Genomic DNA, 25460 nt, shown 5'->3' on the forward strand with positions numbered 1-25460 from the left:
TATGGTTGAAGTTATGTGTGGAAGGATTCGTTAAATAGCGTAAGAAAGTTTCTTTCGTTATAATACAGATATAGTTTGGAAGGAGTTGTACACTTGGACACGAAAATTTTACACACACTGGAATATCGCAAAATTTTAAATACATTGCTTAGCTTTGCTCAGACAACCATGGGAAAAAAGAAAGCGGAGCAACTTGAACCAAGCAGTGAACTTGAAGAAGTGAAACGGTTGCTGCAGCAAACCGATGAAGCCTTCACATTTGATCGTCTAAAAGGCTCACCGTCGTTTGGAGGAATTGTAGATATTACGGCTTCCATCAAACGTGCTGAAATTGGAGGCACACTTAACCCTCACGAACTGTTGGGAATATCCAATACAACCTTTGCGGCGCGGCGATTGAAACGTCAGATTGGTACTTTGCATGAAGATGAGCCCATCGAATCATTGTTCTATATCAGTGATCAACTGTCAGAGCAAAAAACGCTTGAGGATGCCATCAAAATCTGTATTGACGATAATGCAGAGGTTGCCGACAGTGCAAGCGTAGCGTTGGCGCAGATTCGTCGTGAACTGCGAGGCGGAGAAGCGCGGATTCGCGAAAAACTGGATTCCATGATTCGATCCTCTACCGTATCCAAGATGCTTCAGGATCAGCTCATCACCATCAGAGGAGACCGTTTTGTTATCCCGGTGAAAGCTGAATATCGTTCGTACTTTGGCGGGATTGTGCACGATCAATCCGGTTCGGGTGCGACATTGTTCATTGAGCCGGAATCGATTGTTGCAATGAACAACAAATTACGCGAAACCCGGATTCGGGAAGAGCGCGAAATAGAAATTATTTTGCAGAAATTGACGGCACTTGTCAGTGAGCAGGGAGAGTGGCTGTTGTATGATGTCGACCTGCTGGGATCACTTGATTTTATCTTTGCCAAAGCACGTCTGGCTCGTGAACTGAAAGCAACATTGCCTGGCATGAATGACCGCGGGTTCATCAAACTTAAAAAAGGTCGGCATCCGCTGATTGCGATCGAAAACGTGGTTCCAATCGACATAGAGCTGGGCAATGATTACACATCCATTATCGTGACAGGTCCGAATACGGGTGGTAAGACGGTAACGCTCAAAACAATTGGATTGCTGAGCCTGATGGCAATGTCCGGTTTATTTGTTCCAGCTGAGGATGGCAGTCAGTTATGTGTATTTGATGCGATCTATGCAGACATTGGGGACGAGCAGAGTATCGAGCAGAATCTGAGTACTTTCTCCAGTCATATGACCAACATCATTCGCATTCTGAAAAACATGACGTCGAAAAGTTTGGTGTTGCTCGATGAACTTGGAGCAGGGACAGACCCAGCTGAAGGTTCCGCACTGGCGATCTCCATGTTGGAGCATATGCACCGGACGGGATGTCGCATGGTTGCAACCACTCACTACAGTGAACTGAAAGCATACGCATATGAGCGTAAAGGTGTCATTAATGCCAGCATGGAATTTGACATCAACACACTGAGCCCGACCTATCGCCTTCTGGTGGGTGTGCCTGGACGAAGTAATGCATTTGCCATTGCAGAGCGACTGGGACTGCCGGGTTACATTCTTGACTACGCCCGTGGCGAAGTGAAGGAAGAGGATCAACGGATTGAGCACATGATTGCTTCTCTTGAAGAGAACCGTCTTACGGCTGAACAAGAGCGTGAGAAGGCAGAGAGTTTGCGCCAGGATATGGAGAAATTACGCAGTCGTCATCAGACCGAACTGGAGAAGCTGGAACAGCAGCGTGATCGCCGGATTGAAAAAGCAGAAGAAGATGCACGCAGCATTGTGGAAAAGGCTCGCGCGGAAGCGGAGAAGATTATAGCAGATCTTCGCCTGTTGGCTATGGAAGAAGGTGCTTCCGTGAAGGAGCACAAACTCATTGCTGCCCGCAAACAGCTGGACGAGGCAGAACCTGAGAAACGTAGGAAAACGGTCAAGAAGACGGCAACCACGCCGAAGACTCGTGCCATCGGTCCTGGTGATGAAGTGCTTGTCTACAGTTTGAATCAAAAAGGCCATGTTGTAGAGATGGCGGGCAGCAAAGACGCTATGGTACAACTGGGGATTATGAAAATGAAAGTATCCCTGGATGACCTGGAACTGCAGCAATCGGCTCCCGCAGCCAAACCGAAACAAAAACCGGTAACGGGTATGAAACGTACACGTGATGACAATGTGAAAAGTGAATTGGATCTGCGTGGTACCAACCTGGAAGAAGCCCTGATGGAGACAGACCGGTTCATTGATGAAGCTTTCCTTGCCAACCTGGGCCAAGTTTATATTATTCACGGTAAAGGTACAGGAATTTTACGTTCCGGTATTCAGGATTACCTGCGTAAGCATAAACATATTAAAAGCTACCGGCTGGGCAATTACGGAGAAGGCGGGAACGGTGTGACCGTCGCAGAATTGGAATAGCCGGTCCATGAATCAATGATATTCTGCGACCTTATTCATGAAGGTCGCAGATGGGGAGAGGGGAACGGTGCGTGATAGAAAGCATTGACCAATTGCTGTCTCATCCCTTGGGGATGGTACTCGGTTTTTTCTCGGTAGCGATTATGGAGCTGCTTGTATTTCTGGCTTGCTTCGAACTGGTGACTAAGTATAAATGCTGGACTGAGATCAAGAAGGGCAATGTGGCCGTTGCGATGGCTACAGGAGGTAAGATCTTCGGGATCTGCAACGTATTGCGGTTCTGCATACAAGCAAAATCTTCGGTATATGAAGCCATGACGTGGTCGTTTGTAGGGTTTATCCTTCTGCTCATTGCCTATTTTTTGTTCGAATTCCTGACACCCGTGTTCTCCATTGATAAGGAGATCGAATCGGATAACCGAGCTGTCGGATTGATATCCATGATTATTTCAGTCTCGCTGTCGTTTGTTATTGGCGCGAGCATTATCTAGGGGGACCGGTCATGAAGATATTGATACGGATTCTGTTTGCGGCATCGATCGTGTTTTTTGCCATCGGTGTGATCTATGTAATGAATACATGATGATTTGAAGAGAGAGGTTGATTCAATATGGAAACAACAATATGCCCTTGGTGTCACACGGAAATTGTATGGGATGAGGAACTCGGTCCTGAAGAAGAGTGTCCATACTGCCACAATGAATTAAAGGGATATCGAACGCTCAACATTAACATCGGTGACGAAGAGAACGATGAAGCTGAGGACGACATCTATGATGTGGATGATGTAAAGGATGAGGAGCAGACTACGGATCTTTCAGATCTGTGGGGGGATGAAGTTGAACTCAAATTGCCGGAGTTGCGAACGTTGACCAAATATGCGGATGAAGGTAATGACCTCATTCAGTATGAACAAGGTGTTCAGAAGCAACTTGATCATCAGGAAGAAGTGCCTGAGTGCCCGAATTGCCGGGAATTCATGATTCTCGCAGGTACGCAAGCTACAACGCAGGATAACTTCATGCCAGTTGCTAACGCAGCTTCAGGCGAAGGATCACTATTGTCACCACCGTTTAAAGTATTGACCTATGTATGTTCGGGATGTTTCCAAGTTCAATACAGTCTGTCTGAGGAAGATCGTCTGCGTCTGATCAAGAACCTGAGTACGCAGGAATAAACATTTCGGAAGATTCTAACCAATTTCATAGCAATCCTGAAGATTCATCATGTTTTCCTCTTGCTTGGGGCACGTTAACCCTAAGACCTACCTGTACACAATTCACTTCAGGTGGATGAAGGAGGAGCAGATGAAGATTACTTTAGGCCGACAATCCATTCTGCTTTTGGGCGTGAATGGATTGTTTGCGTTAGCCGGAGCGTTGTCGGGAACCTTTTTGAATGTGTTTCTGTGGAAAAGCCGTCCGGATTATGCCATGTTGGGGTGGTTCACTCTCAGCCAGCAACTGTCCATTGGACTGACATTCTGGCTTGCTGGCAAATGGGTCAAGGAACACAATAAAATGAGTGCACTACGATTAGGTACTGCGCTGTCCGGCATATTTTATATGATAGTCCTCTGGGCTGGTTCCAAAGCTGTAGACTGGATATGGCCTCTGGGTATACTACTGGGTTGTTCCCTGGGGCTATTCTGGATCGCATTTAATGTTGTGTATTTTGAAATAACGGATCTGGAAAACAGGGATCTATTCAATGGCTGGGTTGGGTTACTTGGTTCGATGACCGGAATTATAGGTCCATGGTTCTCCGGTCTGATTATTACTCGCATGACAGACAACACAGGATATCGGCTCATCTTCACGGTATCACTCGTTATTTATGTCATAGCGGTAGTTTTCAGTTTTTTTCTGAAAAAAAGAAAGGTGAGCGGTACATACCGCTGGTCAGAACCTTGGATACAGATATCCAAGCGGGATAGTCCCTGGAGGACCTTAGGCTTGGGGTTATTCGCTCAGGGTGCCCGTGAAGGTGTCTTTGCCTTCCTGATTGCACTGCTTGTATATTTGGCTACCGCACAGGAGTACAAATTGGGGCAGTTCTCACTCATCACTTCAGCTGTGGCACTAGTAAGTTATTGGGCAGCTGGGAAATGGTTCAAACCACAGTATAGATCAAAAGGCATGTTCATCGGAGCCCTCATTCTGCTCGTTGTGCTTCTTCCTCTTCTCTGGAAAGTGACCTATGGAACGCTGTTAATCATGGGGATTGGGAGTGCTGTTGCGATGCCGTTATATGTACTACCGATGATATCAGCGGGATTCGACATGATGGGCACAAGTGGCGAAAATGTGGAGAAAAGGGTTGAACTTGTCGTTTTGAGAGAGTTATGCCTGATGCTTGGCAGACTATGTGGGTTGGTCATATTTATTGTGACAGTCTTAAATGCTCCGTCTCTACGCATGTTAACCTGGCTTATTATTGTCCTCGGTGCTTCTCCGCTAATTGGATGGATCTTTATGCGCAAGTTATTGAACCAAACGGAAGGGCAAGAGCCCTCGGCTTAGCAGGCTTCCCAATATATAGACAGGGTACAGCGGCGGGAAAAGAGAACTTTCCGTGTGCTGTACCCTGTTTGTAGTTGTATTGGTTCAGTTGTTGGTTATACAGGAGATGGTTTACTTGTACGTGTGAGAGAGAACAGATCCATATCAGGGTTTTGTTTGCCCGTAATGGCATCCACAATTAAGGAAGCAGCAATCATACTGTATACGGTCCCGTTACCTCCATACCCTTCTACAAAGTACGAATTCGGATAGTCTGGGTGTGGACCGATTAACGGAAGACCATCATGGGTGCTTCCAAAGACAGCCTCCCAAGCGTAATCGACTTCGAGATCAGGTAATGGGAAATACTCGGCAATCTTTTGTAACAAAATCTCACCTTTATGAACCGCCTTGATAGCCCGTTGTTCTTCTCGAGGACGATTCTCATCAAGTCCACCTGCAATAATTCTTCCGTCTGGAGTTGTGCGCATATATAGATAAGGTCGTTCGGTCTCCCATATCATGCATTGCTTGTACCAGCTGCTGAGATCCTGTAGTGGCTTGGTAGCGATAGCATAGGTGCTTTGAAGGTATGCGCCTCTATCCTTTTTAATTTCTTGTGTTTCATAGCCTGTTGAGAAAATAACATGTTTGGCACGTACAGTGCCAAGAGGTGTGTAACATAGGACACCATTTTCATCATAATCACAATGGGTGAATTCACTATGAGCATAGACTCTTGCTCCTTGACGTGAGGCTGAGTGGAATAGTGAGTGAACCAAACGATACGGATTAACCTCAGCATCCCCGCTTGTGTATAATGCAGCACGTTTGCTGAACGGGAATAATGCACTAATTTTTTCCTGATCCCACAGCTCCACATCAAATCCATAATGTTTCAGGTTACGATATTCTTCCTCCAGCAACGATACATCTTCCTCGTGACTGGCACAATAGAGACTTGTGCGAGGCACAAACCAAGGATCTATCTCAAGCTTCGATGAAATTTTTTCGAGATGGTGCATGGCATCCCGGCATAATTCGTAGAATCGAACACCACGTTCTTCTCCAAATGTCTGGATACAAGAGGTGAGCGTTTTGTCATTCGTATATTGGAGCAGGCCCGTATTTGCCATACTACTGCCATAACCGATATCTCTTTTGTCAATAACAACGGTGTCAATCCCCTGATCCGTCAAAAGCTTAGCAGACAACGCGCCTCCCATTCCACCACCGATGATTAGACAATCACAGGACAGGTTTTCTTGCAAAACAGGATAATGGGGATGGGAAGCAAAGGTAGTTGGCCAAAATGTTTTTCCGTTAATAAGTTCCATAATTGATCACCTCTGTTGAATATAGTTGAAGTATACTTTTTCAGGTTAGGGTAACAATAAATTCGCAATAACTTTAGATTAAGGAGGTCAGATATACATGCAAAACTCACAAATGCAAGCACTGAGCCCCAAGGAACTGAACTATATTGCGGATTCAATTTCCAATGAGGAAATGTTAATCAAACAATGTGCAGCCACAGCCTCCATCACACATAATCCGCAAATTCAACAGGCGCTGAATCATTATGTTCGCTCACATGAGCAGCATCTGAATACTCTTGTCAATACGTTACAGCAACATCAATCTCTTGCACCAGCGCAATCACAGTAAAGTTCAAAACATGACAAGTTATTTCAAAGTATAGGAGGAAAATACGTGTACACTCAATCTTTGTCATCTGGTGGAAATTTTATGCAGGAGCAGGATCTGCTGAAGTCGATTCTTGCAGATTTAAGACGAACCTCACGCGAATATACAACTGCGACAACGGAAGCTTCCTGCCCCATGACACGTCGAATGTTCACAGATCTGACGAACGATACCCTAAGATTACAAGGGGAACTGTTCAATCTGATGCAGCAAAACAACATGTATTCTGTCTCATCCAAGGCACTTCGTCAGGATGTGGACAAGCAAATTCAGTCCGCCCACCAGACCCAACAAAAGTGTCAGCAATTCATTCAGGAAAAGAATACACAGAACAGTTCATATAGCCAAGCTCCTAATGTGCCTCAGCATCAACCGAATAACGGTAACCCTTATTACATGTAACCTTTGCAAAAGAGGTTTGAAGCACCTAACGTTCCAGGACCATACCACCGCTTGCCTGAATTCAGGGCAGGCGGTCTTTTGTCTATGCATCAACGTCAAATTCATGTAATATAAGTATTAATTCATTTTCAGGAACCTGGATGATGCTGGAGGGAAAACCATGAAAGATTTGAACGATCTGCAATTAAAAGTTCTGGATCTGCTGAAGGAAGACGCGAGAAGGACTCCCGCACTGCTGTCGACGCTGCTGGGGGAGTCGGAAGACAAGATTAAGAACGCCGTGGCACAGCTAGAACAAGACCACGTTATCGTAAAATACGCAACCGTCGTGAACTGGAGCAAAATAGATGATGAGAAAGTAACGGCCCTGATTGAGGTGCAGATCACGCCGGAGCGTGGTCGTGGTTTTGAAGGGATTGCCGAACGCATTTATCTCTATCCGCAAGTGAAGTCCGTATATCTCATGTCTGGTGCATACGATCTGCTCGTTGAAGTGGAAGGTGGCAACCTGCGTGAAGTCGCTAATTTTGTGTCAGAGAAACTGTCTCCGATAGACTCTGTACTTTCAACCAAAACGAATTTTATTCTTAAAAAATATAAGCAGGACGGGATTATTTTTGAAGACCATCAGGAAGACAACCGTCTCATGATCTCGCCGTAAAGGAAGATGTGTCATGATAGTGAATGAACAGACAACCGGGAACAACAAGAAAATGACATCTTATCTGGCACCCCTCGTGCAGCAGATACCTCCATCCGGAATTCGTAAATTTTTTGATCTGGTTGGAGACAACAAGGATATTATCACATTGGGTGTGGGTGAACCTGATTTTGTTACACCTTGGCATATGCGTGAAGCTTGTGTATACTCGCTGGAAAGAGGTATGACCAGTTACACATCCAACGCAGGTATGCCGAAGTTGAGAGAAGCCATCAGTGAATATCTGGATACTCAGTTTGATACCAAATACGATCCCAAGGATGAGATTATTGTTACCGTGGGTGGCAGTGAAGCGATTGACTTGGCTTTGCGAGCATTAATCGTACCTGGCGACGAGATTCTCATTCCTGAACCTTCGTACGTGGCTTATTCACCCATCGCTTCAATCGGTGGCGGTATACCGGTTGGTGTTGAAACCTACGCGAAAGATCAGTTCAAGTTAACGGCCGAAGCACTTGAAGCTGGCATCACGCCGAAGTCGAAAGTGGTTATTCTGTGTTATCCGAGTAATCCCACTGGAGCCATCATGACGTATGAAGAGTGGCTGCCTATTGCTGAAGTGATTAAAAAGCATGATCTGATTGTGATCGCGGATGAAATTTACGCTGAATTGACGTATACGCAAAAACATGTTAGTTTTGCAGCTATCCCTGACATGAAGGAGCGGACCATTCTCGTAAGCGGATTTTCGAAGGCTTTTGCAATGACAGGTTGGCGGATCGGTTACATGTGTGGTCATCCTGAGCTTATTGCAGCCATGCTCAAAATCCATCAGTATACGGTAATGTGTGCGCCGGCCATGGGTCAGGTTGCTGCACTTGAGGCGTTGACAAATGGTTTGGGTGAGAAAGATCGGATGGTAGAATCGTATAATCAGCGTAGACGTTTAATTGTGCAGGGCTTCAGGGATATTGGACTTGATTGTCATGAACCTCAGGGAGCATTCTATGCATTCCCAAGCATTCAAAAGACGGGTATGAGTTCCGACCTGTTTGCTGAACGATTGTTAACGGAGAATAAAGTGGCTGCTGTTCCGGGCAATGTTTTTGGCCCTCAGGGTGAAGGCTTCTTGCGTTGTTCTTATGCTACTTCCGTAACCCAATTAAATGAAGCTTTGGAACGAATCGGAAACTTTGTTTACAAACTGCAAAAAGAGGGTTAATACTAAAGTAGAATCTTTTTACAAATGTGACATTTTCATTATTGGAAAAAAATAACTTTCTTTTACAAAATAATGTGATATAATTTCAATTTGAAATAAGTTTTCATAAATTTGGAAACCATTTTTCCAAGGAGGGGTTAGCTTTGTTTTGTGTTGAATATGATTTACCGACGAATCGTGGGCACTATCTGGCAGAAGGCGATCATGGCGACCGATGGTCGGTGAAACCCGATAACGCATCTTTGCATGACATTTCCTTGGAAGATGAAATTCATATGCTTCGTCGCAAGATGGAACAGATCTTCCTCGAAGAGAAATCATTCACATCCGATATTGTAATTGAAATCAGCAGTTTGCTGGATTTAAAGATTAATGAATATATGAAGGCTAACCCGATTAAAGGAAAATAACGTTTATGCTGGAGTGAAACGTTTCATTAATTGAATTAGAAAGGGAGACCTGAGAAGGTCTTCTTTTTTTGTGTGAAAAGGCAAGGTGATCCCCCGATAAACTAGGTTATTTTTTTGCGTGGAACAATTGTGATATATTGGACATAGGAGACTAAAGGGGGAACTGGAATGAAGAGATTTTGGGGGCTTACTGCAATCATTTCTATCGTTTTTCTGCTTGCTGGTTGTGGAGGTAAAGATGGTTTTTCCATATTCATCATTGATAACCAAGGAAATCCATCTGTAATCTCAGAGCAGTTACAGGCCAATCTGCAACAGAAACTGGGTGAGGAACCCAAGGTGGAAGTGATTACCAGTGCAATGTATGATGTTCAGAAAATTATGGTAGAATATGCGGCTGGAGGACATGATATTTTCATTTTGCCTGAGTCCGACATGAAACAATACGGAAGTAATGGCTCCAATGTTCCGCTGGATGATACTTTTGATCCGAAGAAGTTTGAACGGGGTGTATTTGAGGGTGGAGTATTGGTAGAGAAGGGTGAAGGAGATGGAGGTTCAGATCTCAAGCAAGAATCACATCTTTACGGCATTCCACTCGAAGATATGAAAATGTTTAAAGATGTAGAATATGCTGCGAGCAATTTGTTCGCCACCATTCCAGTGTCATCTTCCAATGTCGAAGAATCCAAAAAAGTGCTGAAGGCGCTGACAGAGTAAAGAAAATTCAGAATGGCTATGGAAGGAGGGAAGCGGATTGCTGATTACGGTCACAGGCGGCATAGGTAGTGGTAAAACCCGGTTTGCCCTCAAGTACGCAGCCGGAATTAGCCGGGAGGGTGTATATTTATCCACTGGTGATCATGATCCCGTTATTCCCGAATTGCCATCCGCTCATTATCGTGCCATTCATGCCGGGAACGGTCAGCATCTGACAGAGGTGATCACCCAGATTAATCGGGAATCCAATCTGTTTTTGGCGGATCAGCGAATTGTAATTGTAGACAGTCTGACCTCCTGGATGGCTGCCGGTTTCAGGGCAACAGAGGATCTGGATCATCAGCGTTCAGAGACACAGCTTTTGCTTGATGCTTTATTGTCTTATCAGGGGAAGTTGCTTGTGATTACCAATGAAATGCATGGCACATTGCATCCTACCGAGGAAGAACGAATATTTACAGCGAGAATGGCTTCGGTTAATCGGATGTTGCAGATACATGCTGAAAAGATGTACTTGCTGGTATCTGGTCTGGCTATCGATCTTAAGAGTCAGGGCATGCGAAATGAAGATGAACGATAGCGAGATGACATAAACGGGTGACATAAAGAAGCCTCCTTAACCACGAATTGGTGACGAGGAGGCTTTATTTATTAAGTTATCCTTTTTATTTCTGCTTTTTGCTACGTCTGATCCACCAGATGATACATCCGATGACAATGATGGCCAGAATGACGTACACTACAATGGAATAGACGTCCATGAAGTGCAAAATGCTCTCCCATGATGCGCCAAGCGCAGCACCAACGCAGACCAGAATGACATTCCAGATCAATGTACCAATGGTTGTAAAGAGAAGGAATAAACCAAATTTCATATTGGACATGCCTGCGGGAATGGAGATAAGACTACGGACGAGGGGAACCATTCGGCAGAACAATACGGTCCACATGCCATATTTGTCAAACCATGCATCGACACGGTGAATATCCTCTTTTTTGATGCGCAGAACATGTCCCCAGCGTTCCACAATTTTCTCAAGGCGTTCGACGTCAATGAGTAGACCAATACCATACAGGAGAACAGCACCAAGGACGGATCCAATGGTTGCGGCGATAATAACTCCTGGAAGAGTGAGACTGGTATAGGTGGTCATGAATCCGCCAAACGGCAGAATGATTTCGGATGGAATCGGGGGAAATACGTTCTCAAGAGCAATAATGAGTGCAATGCCTATGTAGCCGTATTGTTCCATGAAATCGGTTATCCAATTTTGCATAATCGTCTCCTTTACTTTTGGTTTCCTTCGATTTGTCGTATACTCGGCAGAGCACACCAATTCTTATATACGTGTAAAGCGATAGACGGGTTTCTGAAAAAATGGCATTCCCGTATTCATTATTATATTACCAATTGGAGGGATAACGATGGGCATATATACACGAACAGGTGACGAAGGACAGACTTCGGTCATCGGTGGACGCGTCATCAAGGATGATGATCGGGTTGAGGCTTATGGCACGATTGATGAATTGAACTGTTTTGTAGGCCAGGCGATCAGCCTTATTGACTCTGCTCAAGGGGAATTTGAAGATCTGCGTGAGCATCTTCTGGAAGTTCAGCAGGAACTGTTTGATTGTGGGTCGGATCTGGCCTTTGTGAAGATTAGTGAGACCAAATATAAGGTGAGAGATGAAATGGTCACACGTTTGGAACAATGGATCGACCAGTATGATGCAGAGAATCCAAAAGTGGAACGATTCATTATTCCTGGTGGCAGTCAGCTGTCTTCTGCTCTTCATGTGTGCCGTACTGTATGTCGTCGCGCAGAGCGTCGCACGGTAACACTTGGACAACATACAGATATTAATCCGTCTGTACGACGGTATCTAAACCGACTGTCTGATTACTTCTTCGTGGTTGCACGGACGGCCAACGCGAGACAACAGGTGGCGGATATTGAATATGTGCGGAGCAAAAAAGTATTCCGCCGCAAAGAATGAGCCAATATTATTCGCCGATTGTCTACACGGTGACCGAACAAGAAGATGGCTGGCTGCTGAAGACCGTGCTTCAGCGCCGGTTGCTGGTGTCGCGTAAGCTTTTGTCTAAAATTAAGCTGACTGAACAAGGTGTCATGCTAAATGGAGAGCGCGTTTATATTAGCGTCAAGGTGGCTGCGGGTGATGTCGTTGAAGTTCGGATGGAGCAAGAGGAATCGGATGATATTTTGCCTGAACCTATTCCATTTACCGTTCTGTATGAAGATGAGCACTTGCTTATTGTTAACAAGGACGCGGGCATCATCGTTCATCCGACACATGGACATTACACGGGTACTTTGGCAAATGGCGTTGTTCATTATTGGAAATCCAAGGGCGAGCGCTTCCGGTTCAGACCGATTCATCGACTTGATCAGGAAACGTCAGGAGTGCTGGCGATAGCCAAGAATCCTTATGTCCATCAGCATGTCTCTGAACAGATGATTGCAGGGACAGTGGATAAGAAATATATTGCACTTGTGCACGGCAGCCCTGTCCCGGAACAGGGCGCAGTGGATGGCCCGATTGATCGTGATCCTGAAGAGCCGCACCGCCGAATCGTTACACCTGATGGTTACGCTGCAAGAACGTTGTACACGACCTTAACACGTTGGGCAGAAGGCAGAGCTAGTGCGATAAGCCTCAAGCTGGAAAGTGGCAGAACCCATCAGATCAGGGTACATATGACGTCCATCGGCTGTCCATTAATCGGTGATCGAATGTACAAGACACTACCTGTACACGAGATCGATGAGCAGACCATGGCTGTTCGAGAAGAACGGGACAGCTGGATCGGACGCCAGGCCTTACACGCCTGTGAGTTGACGTTTGAACATCCGATTCTACAGGAACGAATAACGTTCCAGGCTCCTTTTCCAGCAGATATGGCCGCGCTGGAGCAGCGTTTGAATGATGAGGCAGCTCCCAGAGAAGAACTGTAGGAAGCTGCGACGGGACTCTTAGTTCTGCACCCTATGTCGCATTCTCTTGCACGGCCCGTCCTGCTTGGGAGCAACAATGATTGGCTATTCCATGTGAGGGGGGCTTAATGCACCCGAACAACATGCCGTAGGCTAATCTTACGGTTTCATGGTTTAATGTATTGATGTTTACCAATTTCATGTTAAATATTTCAAAAATTCAAATCTCAAAAGCTTTTAAGGATATAAAAGCTGTAAGATTTTGATCCAAAAAATATAGCCGAATGTGTGTTTTTGATCTCATTCGCAAAAGTCAGTAAAATTACATGGCGATGGTATCGATTTGGAGCGACTTTTGGATTTGCGAAGCAAACCAAGGGAAGCGAGAAGTCGAAACCGGAGCCACACCGGAGCCACAGGAGGAACACATACCATGAGTAACTTAAAAGTATATCAATATGCCAAATGCGGCACATGCCGCAAAGCTGTAAAATGGCTTGAAGCTCAAGGACATGAGCTGGAGTTAATCCCTATTTTTGACTCACCGCCTTCAGAATCTGAACTAACAGAACTCATCCAAAAGAGCGGACTGGAAGTGAAAAAGTTCTTTAATACGAGCGGGGAAGTGTACAAAGAACAACAACTGAAGGACAAGCTTCCGGGCATGTCAGCTGATGAACAGATTCGTTTACTGGCTTCCAATGGTCGTCTGATCAAACGTCCGATCGTTACGGATGGAGAAAAGGTGACGGTTGGATTCAAGGAAGAAACGTACGAGCAGGAATGGAATAACGCGTAAAATAGATTTTTGGTGGGATCGGTCATTCGATGATTGTTATGATTGTCGAATGAACTAACACTTAATGGGCTCTGAATGTTCAAAAATTCAGGGCTTTTTTGGCTGAACGATGGTTGGCGGAACTATGCTATAATGATAGAATTAGTTTCGATATTTTATATGCTAGATTTAGATAGGAGAGAACAAATTCAAGTGAATCAACGTAATGAACCTACTTTGTTGCTGGTAGACGGTATGGCGGTGTTGTTCCGTGCTTTTTATGCGACATCTGCAAGCGGATATATCAGACGTACAAAGGCAGGATTGCCTACCAACGCAGTCTACGGATTTATCCGTTATTTCTGGGATGCGGTTCAGACTTTTGGGCCAAGTCATGTCGTATGTTGTTGGGATATGGGCGGTAAGACGTTCCGCGGTGAAGAATATGCAGCCTACAAAGGCAACCGGGCCGAAGCTCCGGATGATCTGATTCCCCAGTTTGCCCTGATTCGTGAAGTGATGGATAGCCTGGGTATTCCGAATATAGGTGCACAAGGATTCGAAGCCGACGATTGTATCGGGACGCTTGCGAAGTATTATACCGAAGAGACCGATATGAATGTTATGGTACTGACGGGTGACCACGACATGTTGCAACTGATCAATGACCGCACAAGTATCATTATTATGAAAAAAGGCCATGGCAACTACATGGTGTATAATCCTGAAACGCTCATGGCAGAGAAACAATTGACACCTCGTCAAGTGATTGACATGAAGGGTCTGATGGGAGATGCCAGCGACAATTATCCCGGAGTGCGGGGAATTGGTGAGAAAACAGCGTTGAAGCTTGTACAGGAATACGGCTCCATTGAAGGGATTTTGAGCAACATGGATAAACTGACCCCTTCGGTGCGTAACAAGATTGAGAATGATCTGGACATGCTTCATCTGTCCCGCAAACTGGCAGAGATTCATTGTGCTGTTCCGGTTGCCTGTGCGCTGGATACCTGTGAATTGCGTCTTGATCCGGATATGGTGATGGACAAGTTTGAACAACTTGAGATGAAGAGCCTTGGCTCTTGGATGGGAGTGGCAATAGGGTGAGCAACAAGCAGAACGTACGAACAGGCAAAAAGTGGTGGACAGGGGCTATGGCCCTCGTCCTGGCCTTGCCCGTAATTCTTTCGGGAGCAGTAAGTGCGCCACAGACAGTGGATGCCAAAGCAGCAATTAGCACCAAAGTACAGAAAGTAAAAGCAGCAGGACGTAATTTTACCGTGCAGACCGTTTCGATTCCGAAGGGGACACCGGTTACTGTGGGACTCGCGAAGAAGCAAGTTGGCCAGACGGCAACATTGCCATCGATTGTGAAAGCCTATGGTGCACAAGCAGCCATTAACGGAGCATTTTTTGAAGCATACAACGGAGCGCCAGATCCATACGGCATGTTAATAGCAAATGGTAAGGTCATACATATTGGAAGATACGGAACATCCATCGGATTTAAGGAAGACGGCTCGGCGATCATGGATTCACTTCAGGTGAGTTTGACAGGTAAAGTGATGGATACAAAAGGTAAATCACGGAGTTGGTATGCAACCTTTATTAATCGAACACCTTCAGCGAACGCGAGCATAACAATGCTGTATACGCCTGAACGAGGTGCCACAGTCGGGTTCAAAGGTGGCACTGCGGTTGTCATGGAGAAAGGTATCGTGACCAAAAAAGTGCCCAATACAAATGTAGCGATTCCTAAGAATGGCTCGGTATTGGTCTTCACAGGTAATCAGAAGTCTTCTTCGGATCGTTTCACCGTTGGTTCGACCGTAGAAATGAATTATAAGTATACGAACGCAGCAGGCAAAGAGATCCCTTGGCAAGATGTAGTGACTGCTGTTGGGGCAGGACCCCGTCTGGTGAAAGACGGCAAGGTAGCTGTAAATCCGACGAGCGAAGGTTTCAAGGATGCCAAGATTCTTAATGCTTCCGGAGCCAGAAGTGGTATTGCGATCATGGCAGACGGTTCTGTTATGCTGGCTACCGTTTCCGGAGCAACAATCAAGGAGTGGGCAGCGGTGATGCAGAAGCTTGGTGCCAAACAGGCCATGAATCTGGATGGTGGTGCATCCTCAGGCATGTATGCCGGGGGCAAAATGCTGACTTCTCCAGGTCGGCTCTTGAGTAATACACTCGTATTTGGCGGCTCTGTGCGTTAAAAGAAAGTGATTATGGGAGGTATGATGCCAAATGACACTCACATCTGATCGAAAGCCAGAGGAGGGCAATACAGCTGTTCTGGCCATTAATGTAGGACTGCCGCAGCCGCTCCCTGGGCAGAAGCGTGAAGTGCTGAGCGGCATTGTGAAACATCCTGTATCCGACGCGGTTTTCCTGTCATTCACTGGAATGACAGGGGACGCGCAGGCGGATCTGGTGCATCATGGCGGCCCTGACAAAGCCGTTTGTGTATACGATTACAGTCGTTATCCGGCGCTGGAACAACTGATGGATCGCAAGCTGAACTGGGGAGCTTGTGGAGAAAATCTGACGGTTGAAGGCTGTGCCGAAGAAGACGTCCGGATTGGTGATGTGTACGAGTTGGGCGAAGCCACAGTGCAGGTCAGTCAGCCCAGACAACCTTGCTTCAAGCTGGGTGCGAGGTATGACTATAAGGAGCTGCCTGTTTATTTTCAGGAGAGTGGATATACTGGCTTTTACTTTCGCGTACTGCAAGAAGGTGAGGTAGGGCCTTCATCGATATTTCGACGGATCAGCACCGATCCAGCCTTAATGACGGTTCTTGAAGCCAATCGAATTATGCATCAGGGGAAAGAAAATGTCGAAGGTATTCAGGCCTTGCTGGCCATTCCTGCACTGTCAGACAGCTGGAGGCAAACGTTAATGAAACGATTGTCCAAGCTGGAGAACAAGTAGCAGGGTAATTATAGTGTCATCAAGTAAAGCAATTCGAATTCCTTTTTAAACTAACTTGGGAGTGTGACTAACATGACGATCTTAGGCGCAATTGAAGCAGGCGGAACCAAATTTGTATGTGGTATTGGCACAGAAAACGGAGAAGTTCTGGAACGCGTAAGTTTTCCAACAACAACACCGGAAGAGACAATGGCTCAAGTGATTTCATTTTTTGAAGGCAAAGGCATTGAAGCTCTGGGTGTAGGTTCATTCGGTCCGATTGATCCGATTGAAGGAAGCCCAACATATGGCTATATCACAACAACACCAAAACCACATTGGGGACAGTATAACGTGATTGGCAAGCTCAAGGAGCATTTTGATGTACCGATGACATTTGATACGGATGTGAATGGTGCGGCACTTGGAGAAGCAACCTGGGGCGCTGCACAAGGTCTTGAGAGCTGTCTGTATATCACTGTGGGTACAGGTATTGGTGCAGGTGCTGTGGTTGGCGGTAAAATGGTCCATGGATTGTCACATCCAGAGATGGGACATATCATTGTACGCAGACATCCGGAGGATACATACGAAGGTTTCTGTCCGTATCATGGTGACTGCCTCGAAGGCCTTGCAGCAGGACCAGCCATTAACAAACGTTGGGAGCAACCGGCTTATGAACTGCCTGCAGATCATAAAGCTTGGGAGATCGAAGCACATTACTTGGCACACGCACTGATGAATTATGTTCTGATTCTCTCTCCGCAGAAAATTGTCATGGGTGGCGGAGTAATGAAGCAGGAGCACCTGTTCCCGATGGTTCGTAGCAAACTGCAGGAGTTGCTGGCAGGGTACGTTCAGCATCCGGCACTTCAATCCGAGATTGACCAGTATGTTGTCTCACCAGGACTTGGCGACAATGCAGGGCTGTGTGGTTCGCTGGCGCTTGCCAAATTGGCATTGAATAAGTAGAGCAATAAGGGATTGACGAATTTTACCATTGTGGTATGATATGGGCAACAGCATAGTACGGTTAATGAGGAAGCACCTCTCTTGCATGGATTTTGCAGGAGGGGTGTTTTTTTTGTGCTGCCTATAGGTAGTATCTCTAACTCGTATAAGCTGAATATTCAAAGGGAGGGAACGAAAATGGAAGTCATTTTCATGAACAGATTGTCCAGAATGTCAGATCAGAATGCAGAGTATGCACAGTTATGGGTTGGGGAAGAGGAAGATAGTTGGCAGCTGGGATGGAGTCGCTACGAGGAAGGAGAGCGTGAGGACAGCATCTGGTATGAAGGGACTTCTTGGGAGGAGCTGCTTCATATTTACCGTCATCAGCTTGCCATACAGATGAGTGAGGGGTATCGACCGCAGTTGCAGGGGTTATTTCATGAGAATGATGATCTGAAGTCACGCAGTTATGGTGGACAGCGCCTCCATTGTTACAGTGAGTTATACGGCAATGAGCAATTATATACGGATCTTTGCACATGGCGCAGGAAGAGAGCTGTGTCTGACCGGAAGGCACCGTATTTTATTGCAACCAATCGTCTGCTGCGTTTGATTAGTGCCTTTGTTCCGCAATCGCTGGATGAACTGATGCAACTGCCGGGCGTAGGAGAGAGCAAAGCAACTGAGTATGGTACGGAATGGATGGAGATTACAAACGGGTTGGAGCGTTCAACGACATTCCCGCTGGACTGGGTATACACGGCGCTGAAGGAAGAAGAGTATGAGAGTTGGTTATACAAGCAGAGAGAGCAGAAGTACAAGCAGGAACTTGATAAGTTCACCACGCGTAAGCAGGTGCTTGAAGGCATGAAGGAAGGGTATACGTTAGAGGAGATTGTTAATCGATCCGGATTATCTCGACGCGAGTTGGTTGAGCTGTTAGAGGCACTGGATCACGAAGGTTATGACACCGATTGTCTTCTTGATGTGGAGTTGGCAGTGATGCCAGAGAACGAACAAGAGGCCGTATGGAGTGCGTATGAGGAGCTGGGAGATACGTTCCTGAAGCCAGTATTACATAAGGTGTATGGAGGAGAGAAACCCGATGGAGGAAGTCTGGAGCAGGTCTATGAAAGACTGCGCATGATTCGAATCCGCTTCCGTCGGCACGCAGAGACAGAGAAGAATGTTGGTTAATGATTAGAATGAAAAAAGACGAGGCGTTTTTCCCGGAGGAGCGCTTCGTCTTTGTTATTTCATACCAGTTCATACCCAGTCTTTCTTGCGGAAAATGAAGAACATGCTCAGGCCCAGTGTAACCATCAGACCAATCACAACAAAATAGCTGTATTTCCAGTTAAGCTCTGGCATATTCGTAAAGTTCATGCCGTATATACCGGTAATGACCGTCAGCGGCATGAAGACCGTGGTAATGGCGGTAAATACACGCATGATCTCATTCGCCCGGTTCGCAATACTGGATTGGTAGGCTTCTCGCAAGTTGCCCATCAGGTCGCGATAAGTCTCAAAGGTTTCAGATATTTTTACAGCATTCTCATAGATGTCACTGAAATACTTTTGCAGTTGATCATCGATGAGACGCAGATCTTTTTTGTTCAGGGTGTTAATGACCTCTTTCTGAGGTCCAAGGACTTTTTTCAGCCACAGAATCTCACTGCGTAGCCCGATAATTTCATTCAGATGTGACTTTTTGGTGTGCATCAGAATGTCTTCCTCAAGTTTCTCGATCCGTGCTTCAATTCGGTCACCTACGGTGAAATAATTATCAACGATCAAGTCAACCAGCAAATACAACAGACGATCCGGTGTACTGATTTCCTGTTCCCACAGGATTGGTTTCAGTGTGCGCAATTCGCTGACCTTTTGCTTCGTAACACTAATAATGAAATGTCTGCCGAGGAATAAGTTCACCGCACGTAGAAATATCTCTTCATCATCGAAACGGATGCTATTAATCACAATAAAATAATGGTTCTCATAAATTTCAATCTTCGGACGTTGTTCTTCGTCACTAAGACAGTCTTCCACAGCCAGATCATGCATCAAGAACAGCGGCTGAAGTACCGCCAAATCGTCTACGTCTGCATCAATCCAGTAAAACCCTTCCGCTGGTGGAGTCAGCGCCTGCTGAATGTCGTCCACCGGAATAAATACACCGTTGTTTACCAACCGGATTTTCATCGTTAATCTACTCCTTCTGCACCCGCCAACTTGGCGGATATTATCATTATGGGCGCAAAAAGAACAAATCAGCCGGTCGGCAGCGGAGCCTGGAGATCAGGGCTGCGTTCACTATATAATCAAACGGAAGTCACGTCCCGCTGCCGGCATGCTGATGTCAATTCTCTATGCAGTTTGTCGGAATTCGGCTGCCAGTCAGGCCTCGGGTCGCCATCCATTTAATATGTCACCTCTCACATAAGGGTTTATAACACCTTGTTTAGTATACCGCTGGTACAAGGTGCTTTCAAGCGCAAAAATGTGTCTATTTCGCGCCCTGAGGCAGTGTATGACAACGGATGATGAACGGTTCCGATCTGGGAAGCAGACATCGAACTGCATCTTGACGTGAGGGCATTAATGTAATAAAGTAGACGGTGAACCATATTTAATTACAATCTAATACAGCGAAATCTTATCAAGAGTAGGTGGAGGGACTGGCCCGATGAAACCCGGCAACCGGCGGTATACCGCACGGTGCTAATTCTTGCAGCGACTAAGTGTCAAGTGGCACTGTTGTAACTGAGAGATGAGAGAGGCGCATATCTTTTTTACATATGACCTTTCTCGAAATCCGAGGAAGGTCTTTGTTATATGCCCCGACTTCTCAGCAGTGATTTTCGCTAAGGAACTTGAGGTTGTTTGTAACGTTGGATGAAAGAGCAATTCAATGTTTTTACAAGCTCAAGGCAGTCTATACCTGTATTGATGTGAAGACATCAAGCCAGGGGTGGCTGCATCTATCTATGCAAAAGGAGGAGTTAGACTTACTATGCCAATCAAAATACCCGATACTCTACCAGCAAAAGAAGTACTTGAAGGAGAGAATATCTTCGTCATGGATGAAACTTCTGCATATCAGCAGGATATTCGTCCACTCCGTATCGCTATATTAAACCTGATGCCCACAAAGGAAACGACCGAAACACAATTGCTTCGTCTGGTGGGAAACACGCCTATTCAGGTGGATGTCGTTCTCGTACATCCCAAATCCCATACGTCGAAGAATACGTCTCAGGAGTATTTGGATCTGTTCTATAAAACCTTTGATGAGATTGAGCACCGCCGTTTCGATGGAATGATTATTACGGGTGCCCCGGTGGAACAGATGGATTTCGAAGACGTGAACTATTGGAATGAAATCCAGGAGATCTTCGAATGGACCAAAACCAATGTAACTTCAACCCTCCACATATGTTGGGCTTCCCAGGCAGGTTTATACCATCATTTTGACGTACCCAAGGTTGCACTGGATGAAAAGTGTTTTGGCGTTTTCCCACATACCATTAATAAACCACATGTTCCGTTGTTGCGTGGATTCGATGAAGTATTCAACGTTCCACATTCCCGTCATACGGAAGTGAGACGCGAAGATATTGAAAAGAATGAGAATTTAGAGATTTTGGCTGAATCCGAGGAAGCGGGGATTTTCCTGGTTGCTACCAAAGACGGCAAACAGATTTTTGCCACAGGACATGCCGAGTATGACCCGTTCTCATTAAAGTGGGAGTATGACAGGGATGCAGCCAAAGGGTTGGATATCGCATTGCCTAGACATTATTATCCGAATGATGATCCTTCCCGTGTGCCACCGGCTACTTGGCGCGCTCATGCCAACTTATTATTCTCTAACTGGCTCAATTACTATGTGTATCAAGAAACACCTTACGATATTGGCCCGCAAATCTAATCGAGATTACAGGAGGATGCAGCAATGGAAGACAACAACAAGTTGAAAATCGAAAGCCGCTTAGCACAAATTGGGTCCATCAATGAACCGGTAACAGGCGCCATTAACTTTCCGATCTATCAATCCACTGCGTTTCGCCACCCGAAGCTTGGACAAAGCACGGGGTTTGATTATATTCGTACGACTAATCCAACCCGTAAAGTATTGGAAGAAGCCGCCGCAGCGCTGGAGTCTGGTGATGCAGGGTTTGCCTGTAGCTCGGGAATGGCCGCGCTGCAAACGATCTTTGCCATGTTTGGTCAAGGGGATCATCTGATTGTATCGCTGGATCTGTATGGTGGAACCTATCGTCTGCTGGAACGTATTCTGTCCCGTTTCGGCGTAACGGCAAGTTATGTGGACACGAATGACATTGCAGCACTGGAGAAGGTTCGTCAGCCGAATACAAAAGCTGTATTTATTGAGACACCAACCAATCCACTGATGATGATCACCGATGTGGAAGCCGTTGCTTCCTGGGCGAAAAGTTACAACCTGTTGACTATTGTTGACAACACGTTGCTGACTCCATTTTTCCAACGTCCGATTGAACTGGGTGCCGATATCATCATTCATAGCGCTACCAAATATCTGGGCGGACACAATGATGTGTTGGCCGGACTAATTATTACCAAAGGTGAAGCGTTATCTGCAGAGATGGCGTTCCTGCATAATTCCATTGGAGCGGTATTGTCTCCAAGTGACTCCTACCAGTTGATGAAAGGTATGAAAACGCTGGCTCTTCGCATGGAGCGTCATGAGCACAATGCACTTACTATTGCCAAATACTTGCTTGAGCACCCAGCGGTGGTTGAAGTATATCATCCAGGTCTATCCGATCATCCGGGGTATGAGATACAGAACAAACAATCCACGGGTAACACAGGTATCTTCTCTTTCAAAGTGAAGGATGCACGTTATGTTGAACCATTGCTGCGTCATATCAAACTCATTGCTTTTGCCGAAAGTCTCGGCGGAGTCGAATCACTCATGACCTACCCAGCGGTACAAACGCATGCGGATATTCCGCTTGAGATTCGTGACGCCGTAGGTGTGGATGACCGTTTGCTCCGGTTCTCCGTAGGCATTGAACATGCGGATGATCTGATTGCAGATCTCGGCAATGCGCTGACAGCTGCACAACAGGAAGTGGAAGGAGGCGTGCACTCATGAGTGAGTCCAATAACAAACCCAATTCCGAGTTGAAATTTGATACCAAATTGCTCCATTTTGGAGATGAAATTGACAAAACGACTGGAGCATCCAGTGTACCGATCTACCAAGCATCAACCTTCCATCATTTTGATATCTTCAATCCGCCTCAGCATGATTACAGTCGTTCGGGTAATCCGACACGTCAGGCTTTGGAAGATTACATCACATTGCTGGAGGGCGGTGCACGAGGCTTTGCCTATTCTTCGGGGATGGCTGCGATTTCAAGCGTGTTCATGATGTTCTCCGCAGGGGATCACATGATTGTAACGGAAGACGTATATGGAGGTACGTATCGTTTGCTTACTTCCATATTAAGCCGTATGCAGATCGAGACAACCTTTGTAGACATGACCAACATTGATGAAGTAAAAGCGGCACTCAAGCCAAACACCAAGGCAGTTTATATGGAAACACCGTCCAACCCTACACTGCGAATTACGGATATCGCTGCCGTAACTGACTGGTCGAAGGAACATGACCTGATCACGATTCTGGATAACACCTTTATGACTCCGTACTATCAGCGTCCAATTGAGCTTGGTGTGGACATCGTCGTACATAGTGCTACGAAGTTTCTCGGAGGTCATAGTGATGTACTGGCAGGGTTAGCCGTTGCTCGTACGGAATCACTTGGCGTACAACTGAAACAGTTACAAAATGGACTTGGAACTGTACTCGGGGCACAAGAATCCTGGCTTCTGATGCGCGGGATGAAAACCTTGGGGGCTCGCATGGCTCATAGTGAACGGAGCACAGCCAAACTTGCGGCATGGCTTAATGAGCGTAGTGATATTACCGCTGTCTTTTATCCTGGACTGGAGGATCATCCGGGCCGTGAGGCACATGAGCGCCAGTCCACAGGATATGGAGCTGTCGTTTCATTTGACGTCGGTTCAGGCGATCGCGCAAAAGCAGTTCTTAACCGGGTGAAGCTACCCATTGTTGCTGTAAGCTTGGGAGCTGTGGAGAGTATTCTATCCTACCCAGCCATGATGTCTCATGCGGCAATGCCAGCTGAGGTTCGCCGTGACCGTGGCATTACAGATGGTTTGCTGCGCTTCTCCGTAGGTCTGGAAGATATCGAAGATCTCATTGTAGATTTGGAGCAAGCACTTCAGGAATCCTAGTAAAAGTGGATGACCGAATACGCCGATGCGTATCACTTAATCTCGAATAAATTCCATTCCATATGTAAAAATTTTTACTTATTTTTAAAGCACCTGTACATAAGGTGCTTTTTTTCACATGTAACCTGTGTTACGATATGTGGAGTACAGAAATACGATGTTGCCACCAGAACTTGCTTCTCTTGAACAAGTTGGGACGGATCGTTATATAATTTCTCTTCATGAGGGAGGCTTTTTTACGATGAGTACGGTAGACCGTATCTTAGATAAAGCCCTTCGGGGCGAACGTTTGGACTTGGAAGACACGATTGAGCTATTTGAATCGAATGAAGTGGACAAAATCGGGGCAGCTGCTAATGTTATTATGAAACGCATGCACCCTGAACCATACAGAACATTTGTAATTGGGCGTAACGTCAACTACACAAACGTGTGTGATGTGTACTGCCGTTTTTGTGCTTTCTACCGGAGACCTGGTTCGGATGAAGGTTATGTGCTTCCGGACGAAGTTATTTTCCAGAAGATTCAGGAAACGGAAGATGTGAATGGTACCGAGATTTTGATGCAAGGTGGAACAAATCCAAACTTGCCTTTCAGCTATTATACAGACCTGCTGAAAGCCATCAAAGAGCGTTTCCCGAACATCACGATGCACTCTTTCTCCCCAGCGGAGATTATGAAAATGGTTGAGGTTTCCGATGGTCTTACGTTGGAAGAGGTTGTTCGTGCCATTCACGAAGCTGGACTGGATTCTTTGCCAGGCGGCGGCGCTGAAATTCTGGATGATCGCACACGTCGGAAAATCAGTCGCTTGAAAGGTTCATGGCGCGATTGGATGGACGTTATGCAAACTGCACACCGCATCGGCATGAACACCACGGCAACGATGGTTATCGGCCTTGGTGAATCAATGGAAGAGCGTGCATTACACTTGCTGCGTGTACGTGAAGCTCAGGACGAATGTATTGCGAACAAGTATGATTCCGAAGGTTTCCTGGCGTTCATTCCTTGGACTTTCCAGCCAGACAATACCAACCTGAAGCTGGAGCGTCAGACTCCAGAAGAGTACTTGAAGACTGTAGCCATCAGCCGACTGGTGCTGGATAATATCAAGAACATTCAATCCTCTTGGGTAACCATGGGTCCGGAGATTGGTAAGAAGTCGCTTGAATTTGGCTGCAATGACTTCGGTAGTACCATGATTGAAGAGAACGTTGTATCTGCTGCTGGTGCAACATATAAAGTTAACATTGAATCCATTCTGCGTTTGATTCGGGAGTCCGGTTATATTCCGGCACAACGTAACACGCGATATGACATCGTGCGCATGTTCGACGAAGAGAATTCCGTGCATGAAGATTTCGTAATGCAGAACTAATCCTGATTATTTGAATACTACTCCCATAAATGCTGATCGTTAGATAAGTATTTATGAAACCAAGCCCGCTGACTACTCC

General features: G+C 46.0%; 26 protein-coding genes and 1 riboswitch. Of the genes, 23 read left to right on the forward strand and 3 right to left on the reverse strand.

What is annotated here, in order from left to right; translation table 11 throughout:
* Positions 1–93 precede the first annotated feature (93 nt).
* The 4 genes from QNO02_RS08765 (at position 94) to QNO02_RS08780 (ending at position 4982) form a co-directional block, all read left to right on the forward strand.
* The gene (locus QNO02_RS08765) at positions 94–2460 is read left to right on the forward strand and encodes an endonuclease MutS2 (protein WP_289391831.1); all 2367 of its coding nucleotides are present in this window, start codon (positions 94–96) and stop codon (positions 2458–2460) included.
* A 50-nt stretch (positions 2461–2510) separates the two neighbouring features.
* A complete protein-coding gene (locus tag QNO02_RS08770) occupies positions 2511–2951 on the forward strand; it encodes a DUF350 domain-containing protein (RefSeq protein ID WP_082219034.1) in 441 nt (146 codons plus the stop codon).
* A 119-nt stretch (positions 2952–3070) separates the two neighbouring features.
* The gene (locus QNO02_RS08775) at positions 3071–3637 is read left to right on the forward strand and encodes a hypothetical protein (RefSeq protein ID WP_133384124.1); all 567 of its coding nucleotides are present in this window, start codon (positions 3071–3073) and stop codon (positions 3635–3637) included.
* 130 nt (positions 3638–3767) lie between these two features.
* Positions 3768–4982, forward strand: coding sequence for an MFS transporter (locus QNO02_RS08780; RefSeq protein ID WP_289391832.1), 1215 nt, complete (start codon positions 3768–3770; stop codon positions 4980–4982).
* 95 nt (positions 4983–5077) lie between these two features.
* Here QNO02_RS08780 and QNO02_RS08785 read toward each other — a convergent pair whose 3' ends face one another.
* Positions 5078–6298, reverse strand: coding sequence for an NAD(P)/FAD-dependent oxidoreductase (locus tag QNO02_RS08785; RefSeq protein WP_091032763.1), 1221 nt, complete (start codon positions 6296–6298; stop codon positions 5078–5080).
* A gap of 97 nt (positions 6299–6395) precedes the next feature.
* On the opposite strand from QNO02_RS08785, the gene QNO02_RS08790 reads away from it, so the two are divergent.
* From QNO02_RS08790 to QNO02_RS08820, 7 genes are all read left to right on the forward strand, one after another.
* Positions 6396–6629, forward strand: a complete 234-nt coding sequence (locus QNO02_RS08790) for a hypothetical protein (protein ID WP_091032761.1) — start codon at positions 6396–6398, stop codon at positions 6627–6629.
* A 45-nt stretch (positions 6630–6674) separates the two neighbouring features.
* Positions 6675–7070 carry a spore coat protein gene (locus QNO02_RS08795; protein WP_249911269.1) on the forward strand — a complete coding sequence of 132 codons (396 nt, stop codon included), beginning with the start codon at positions 6675–6677 and terminating at the stop codon, positions 7068–7070.
* Between the two features lie 160 nt (positions 7071–7230).
* Positions 7231–7731 (forward strand): Lrp/AsnC family transcriptional regulator, encoded by a 501-nt coding sequence (locus tag QNO02_RS08800; RefSeq protein WP_024628343.1) that lies wholly within the window; start codon positions 7231–7233, stop codon positions 7729–7731.
* Between the two features lie 13 nt (positions 7732–7744).
* Positions 7745–8953, forward strand: a complete 1209-nt coding sequence (locus tag QNO02_RS08805) for an aminotransferase class I/II-fold pyridoxal phosphate-dependent enzyme (RefSeq protein WP_036610094.1) — start codon at positions 7745–7747, stop codon at positions 8951–8953.
* Positions 8954–9141: 188 nt separating this feature from the next.
* Complete coding sequence (locus QNO02_RS08810; protein ID WP_176872852.1) at positions 9142–9363, forward strand: aspartyl-phosphate phosphatase Spo0E family protein; 222 nt, start codon at positions 9142–9144, stop codon at positions 9361–9363.
* Positions 9364–9531: 168 nt separating this feature from the next.
* Positions 9532–10083 carry a type 2 periplasmic-binding domain-containing protein gene (locus QNO02_RS08815; RefSeq protein ID WP_017689626.1) on the forward strand — a complete coding sequence of 184 codons (552 nt, stop codon included), beginning with the start codon at positions 9532–9534 and terminating at the stop codon, positions 10081–10083.
* Between the two features lie 37 nt (positions 10084–10120).
* Complete coding sequence (locus QNO02_RS08820; protein WP_017689625.1) at positions 10121–10663, forward strand: bifunctional adenosylcobinamide kinase/adenosylcobinamide-phosphate guanylyltransferase; 543 nt, start codon at positions 10121–10123, stop codon at positions 10661–10663.
* A gap of 85 nt (positions 10664–10748) precedes the next feature.
* Here QNO02_RS08820 and QNO02_RS08825 read toward each other — a convergent pair whose 3' ends face one another.
* Entirely contained in the window at positions 10749–11360 is a 612-nt protein-coding gene (locus QNO02_RS08825) for a DedA family protein (RefSeq protein ID WP_091014720.1), read from the reverse strand.
* 148 nt (positions 11361–11508) lie between these two features.
* Here QNO02_RS08825 and QNO02_RS08830 point away from each other — a divergent pair, with 148 nt between their 5' ends.
* The 8 genes from QNO02_RS08830 to QNO02_RS08865 all read left to right on the forward strand — a co-directional run bounded on the left by QNO02_RS08830 (position 11509) and on the right by QNO02_RS08865 (position 18888).
* On the forward strand, positions 11509–12084 hold the full coding sequence (locus tag QNO02_RS08830) for a cob(I)yrinic acid a,c-diamide adenosyltransferase (protein ID WP_036610088.1): 576 nt from the start codon (positions 11509–11511) through the stop codon (positions 12082–12084).
* Positions 12081–13064: an RluA family pseudouridine synthase gene (locus QNO02_RS08835; protein WP_289391833.1), complete on the forward strand. Its 984-nt coding sequence runs from the start codon at positions 12081–12083 to the stop codon at positions 13062–13064. The genes QNO02_RS08830 and QNO02_RS08835 overlap by 4 nt, the downstream gene beginning before the upstream one ends.
* 412 nt (positions 13065–13476) lie before the next feature.
* A complete protein-coding gene (locus tag QNO02_RS08840) occupies positions 13477–13842 on the forward strand; it encodes an arsenate reductase family protein (RefSeq protein ID WP_017689621.1) in 366 nt (121 codons plus the stop codon).
* Positions 13843–14034: 192 nt separating this feature from the next.
* Positions 14035–14928: a 5'-3' exonuclease gene (locus QNO02_RS08845; RefSeq protein ID WP_289391834.1), complete on the forward strand. Its 894-nt coding sequence runs from the start codon at positions 14035–14037 to the stop codon at positions 14926–14928.
* Positions 14925–16040, forward strand: a complete 1116-nt coding sequence (locus tag QNO02_RS08850) for a phosphodiester glycosidase family protein (protein ID WP_289391835.1) — start codon at positions 14925–14927, stop codon at positions 16038–16040. Before QNO02_RS08845 ends, QNO02_RS08850 begins: the two co-directional genes overlap by 4 nt.
* A gap of 31 nt (positions 16041–16071) precedes the next feature.
* On the forward strand, positions 16072–16758 hold the full coding sequence (locus QNO02_RS08855; RefSeq protein WP_289391836.1) for an MOSC domain-containing protein: 687 nt from the start codon (positions 16072–16074) through the stop codon (positions 16756–16758).
* Between the two features lie 72 nt (positions 16759–16830).
* Positions 16831–17709: an ROK family protein gene (locus QNO02_RS08860; RefSeq protein WP_017689617.1), complete on the forward strand. Its 879-nt coding sequence runs from the start codon at positions 16831–16833 to the stop codon at positions 17707–17709.
* A 177-nt stretch (positions 17710–17886) separates the two neighbouring features.
* A complete protein-coding gene (locus tag QNO02_RS08865) occupies positions 17887–18888 on the forward strand; it encodes an HRDC domain-containing protein (RefSeq protein ID WP_289391837.1) in 1002 nt (333 codons plus the stop codon).
* Between the two features lie 69 nt (positions 18889–18957).
* Here the strand turns inward: QNO02_RS08865 and corA are convergent, their stop codons facing one another.
* Positions 18958–19893, reverse strand: coding sequence for a magnesium/cobalt transporter CorA (gene corA / locus QNO02_RS08870; RefSeq protein ID WP_062833460.1), 936 nt, complete (start codon positions 19891–19893; stop codon positions 18958–18960).
* A gap of 451 nt (positions 19894–20344) precedes the next feature.
* Positions 20345–20468, forward strand: a riboswitch (SAM riboswitch).
* 236 nt (positions 20469–20704) lie between these two features.
* Between corA and metA the strand changes: the two genes are divergently transcribed.
* From metA to mqnC, 4 genes are all read left to right on the forward strand, one after another.
* Positions 20705–21622: a homoserine O-acetyltransferase MetA gene (gene metA / locus QNO02_RS08875; RefSeq protein ID WP_036610071.1), complete on the forward strand. Its 918-nt coding sequence runs from the start codon at positions 20705–20707 to the stop codon at positions 21620–21622.
* A gap of 24 nt (positions 21623–21646) precedes the next feature.
* Positions 21647–22834, forward strand: coding sequence for a PLP-dependent transferase (locus tag QNO02_RS08880; protein WP_133384134.1), 1188 nt, complete (start codon positions 21647–21649; stop codon positions 22832–22834).
* Positions 22831–24003, forward strand: a complete 1173-nt coding sequence (locus QNO02_RS08885) for a trans-sulfuration enzyme family protein (protein WP_036669808.1) — start codon at positions 22831–22833, stop codon at positions 24001–24003. Before QNO02_RS08880 ends, QNO02_RS08885 begins: the two co-directional genes overlap by 4 nt.
* A gap of 241 nt (positions 24004–24244) precedes the next feature.
* Positions 24245–25381 carry a cyclic dehypoxanthinyl futalosine synthase gene (mqnC, locus tag QNO02_RS08890; RefSeq protein ID WP_062835957.1) on the forward strand — a complete coding sequence of 379 codons (1137 nt, stop codon included), beginning with the start codon at positions 24245–24247 and terminating at the stop codon, positions 25379–25381.
* Positions 25382–25460: the final 79 nt, after the last annotated feature.

Source organism: Paenibacillus sp. PK1-4R (assembly GCF_030369595.1).
In the GTDB taxonomy this organism is placed as follows: Bacteria; Bacillota; Bacilli; order Paenibacillales; family Paenibacillaceae; genus Paenibacillus.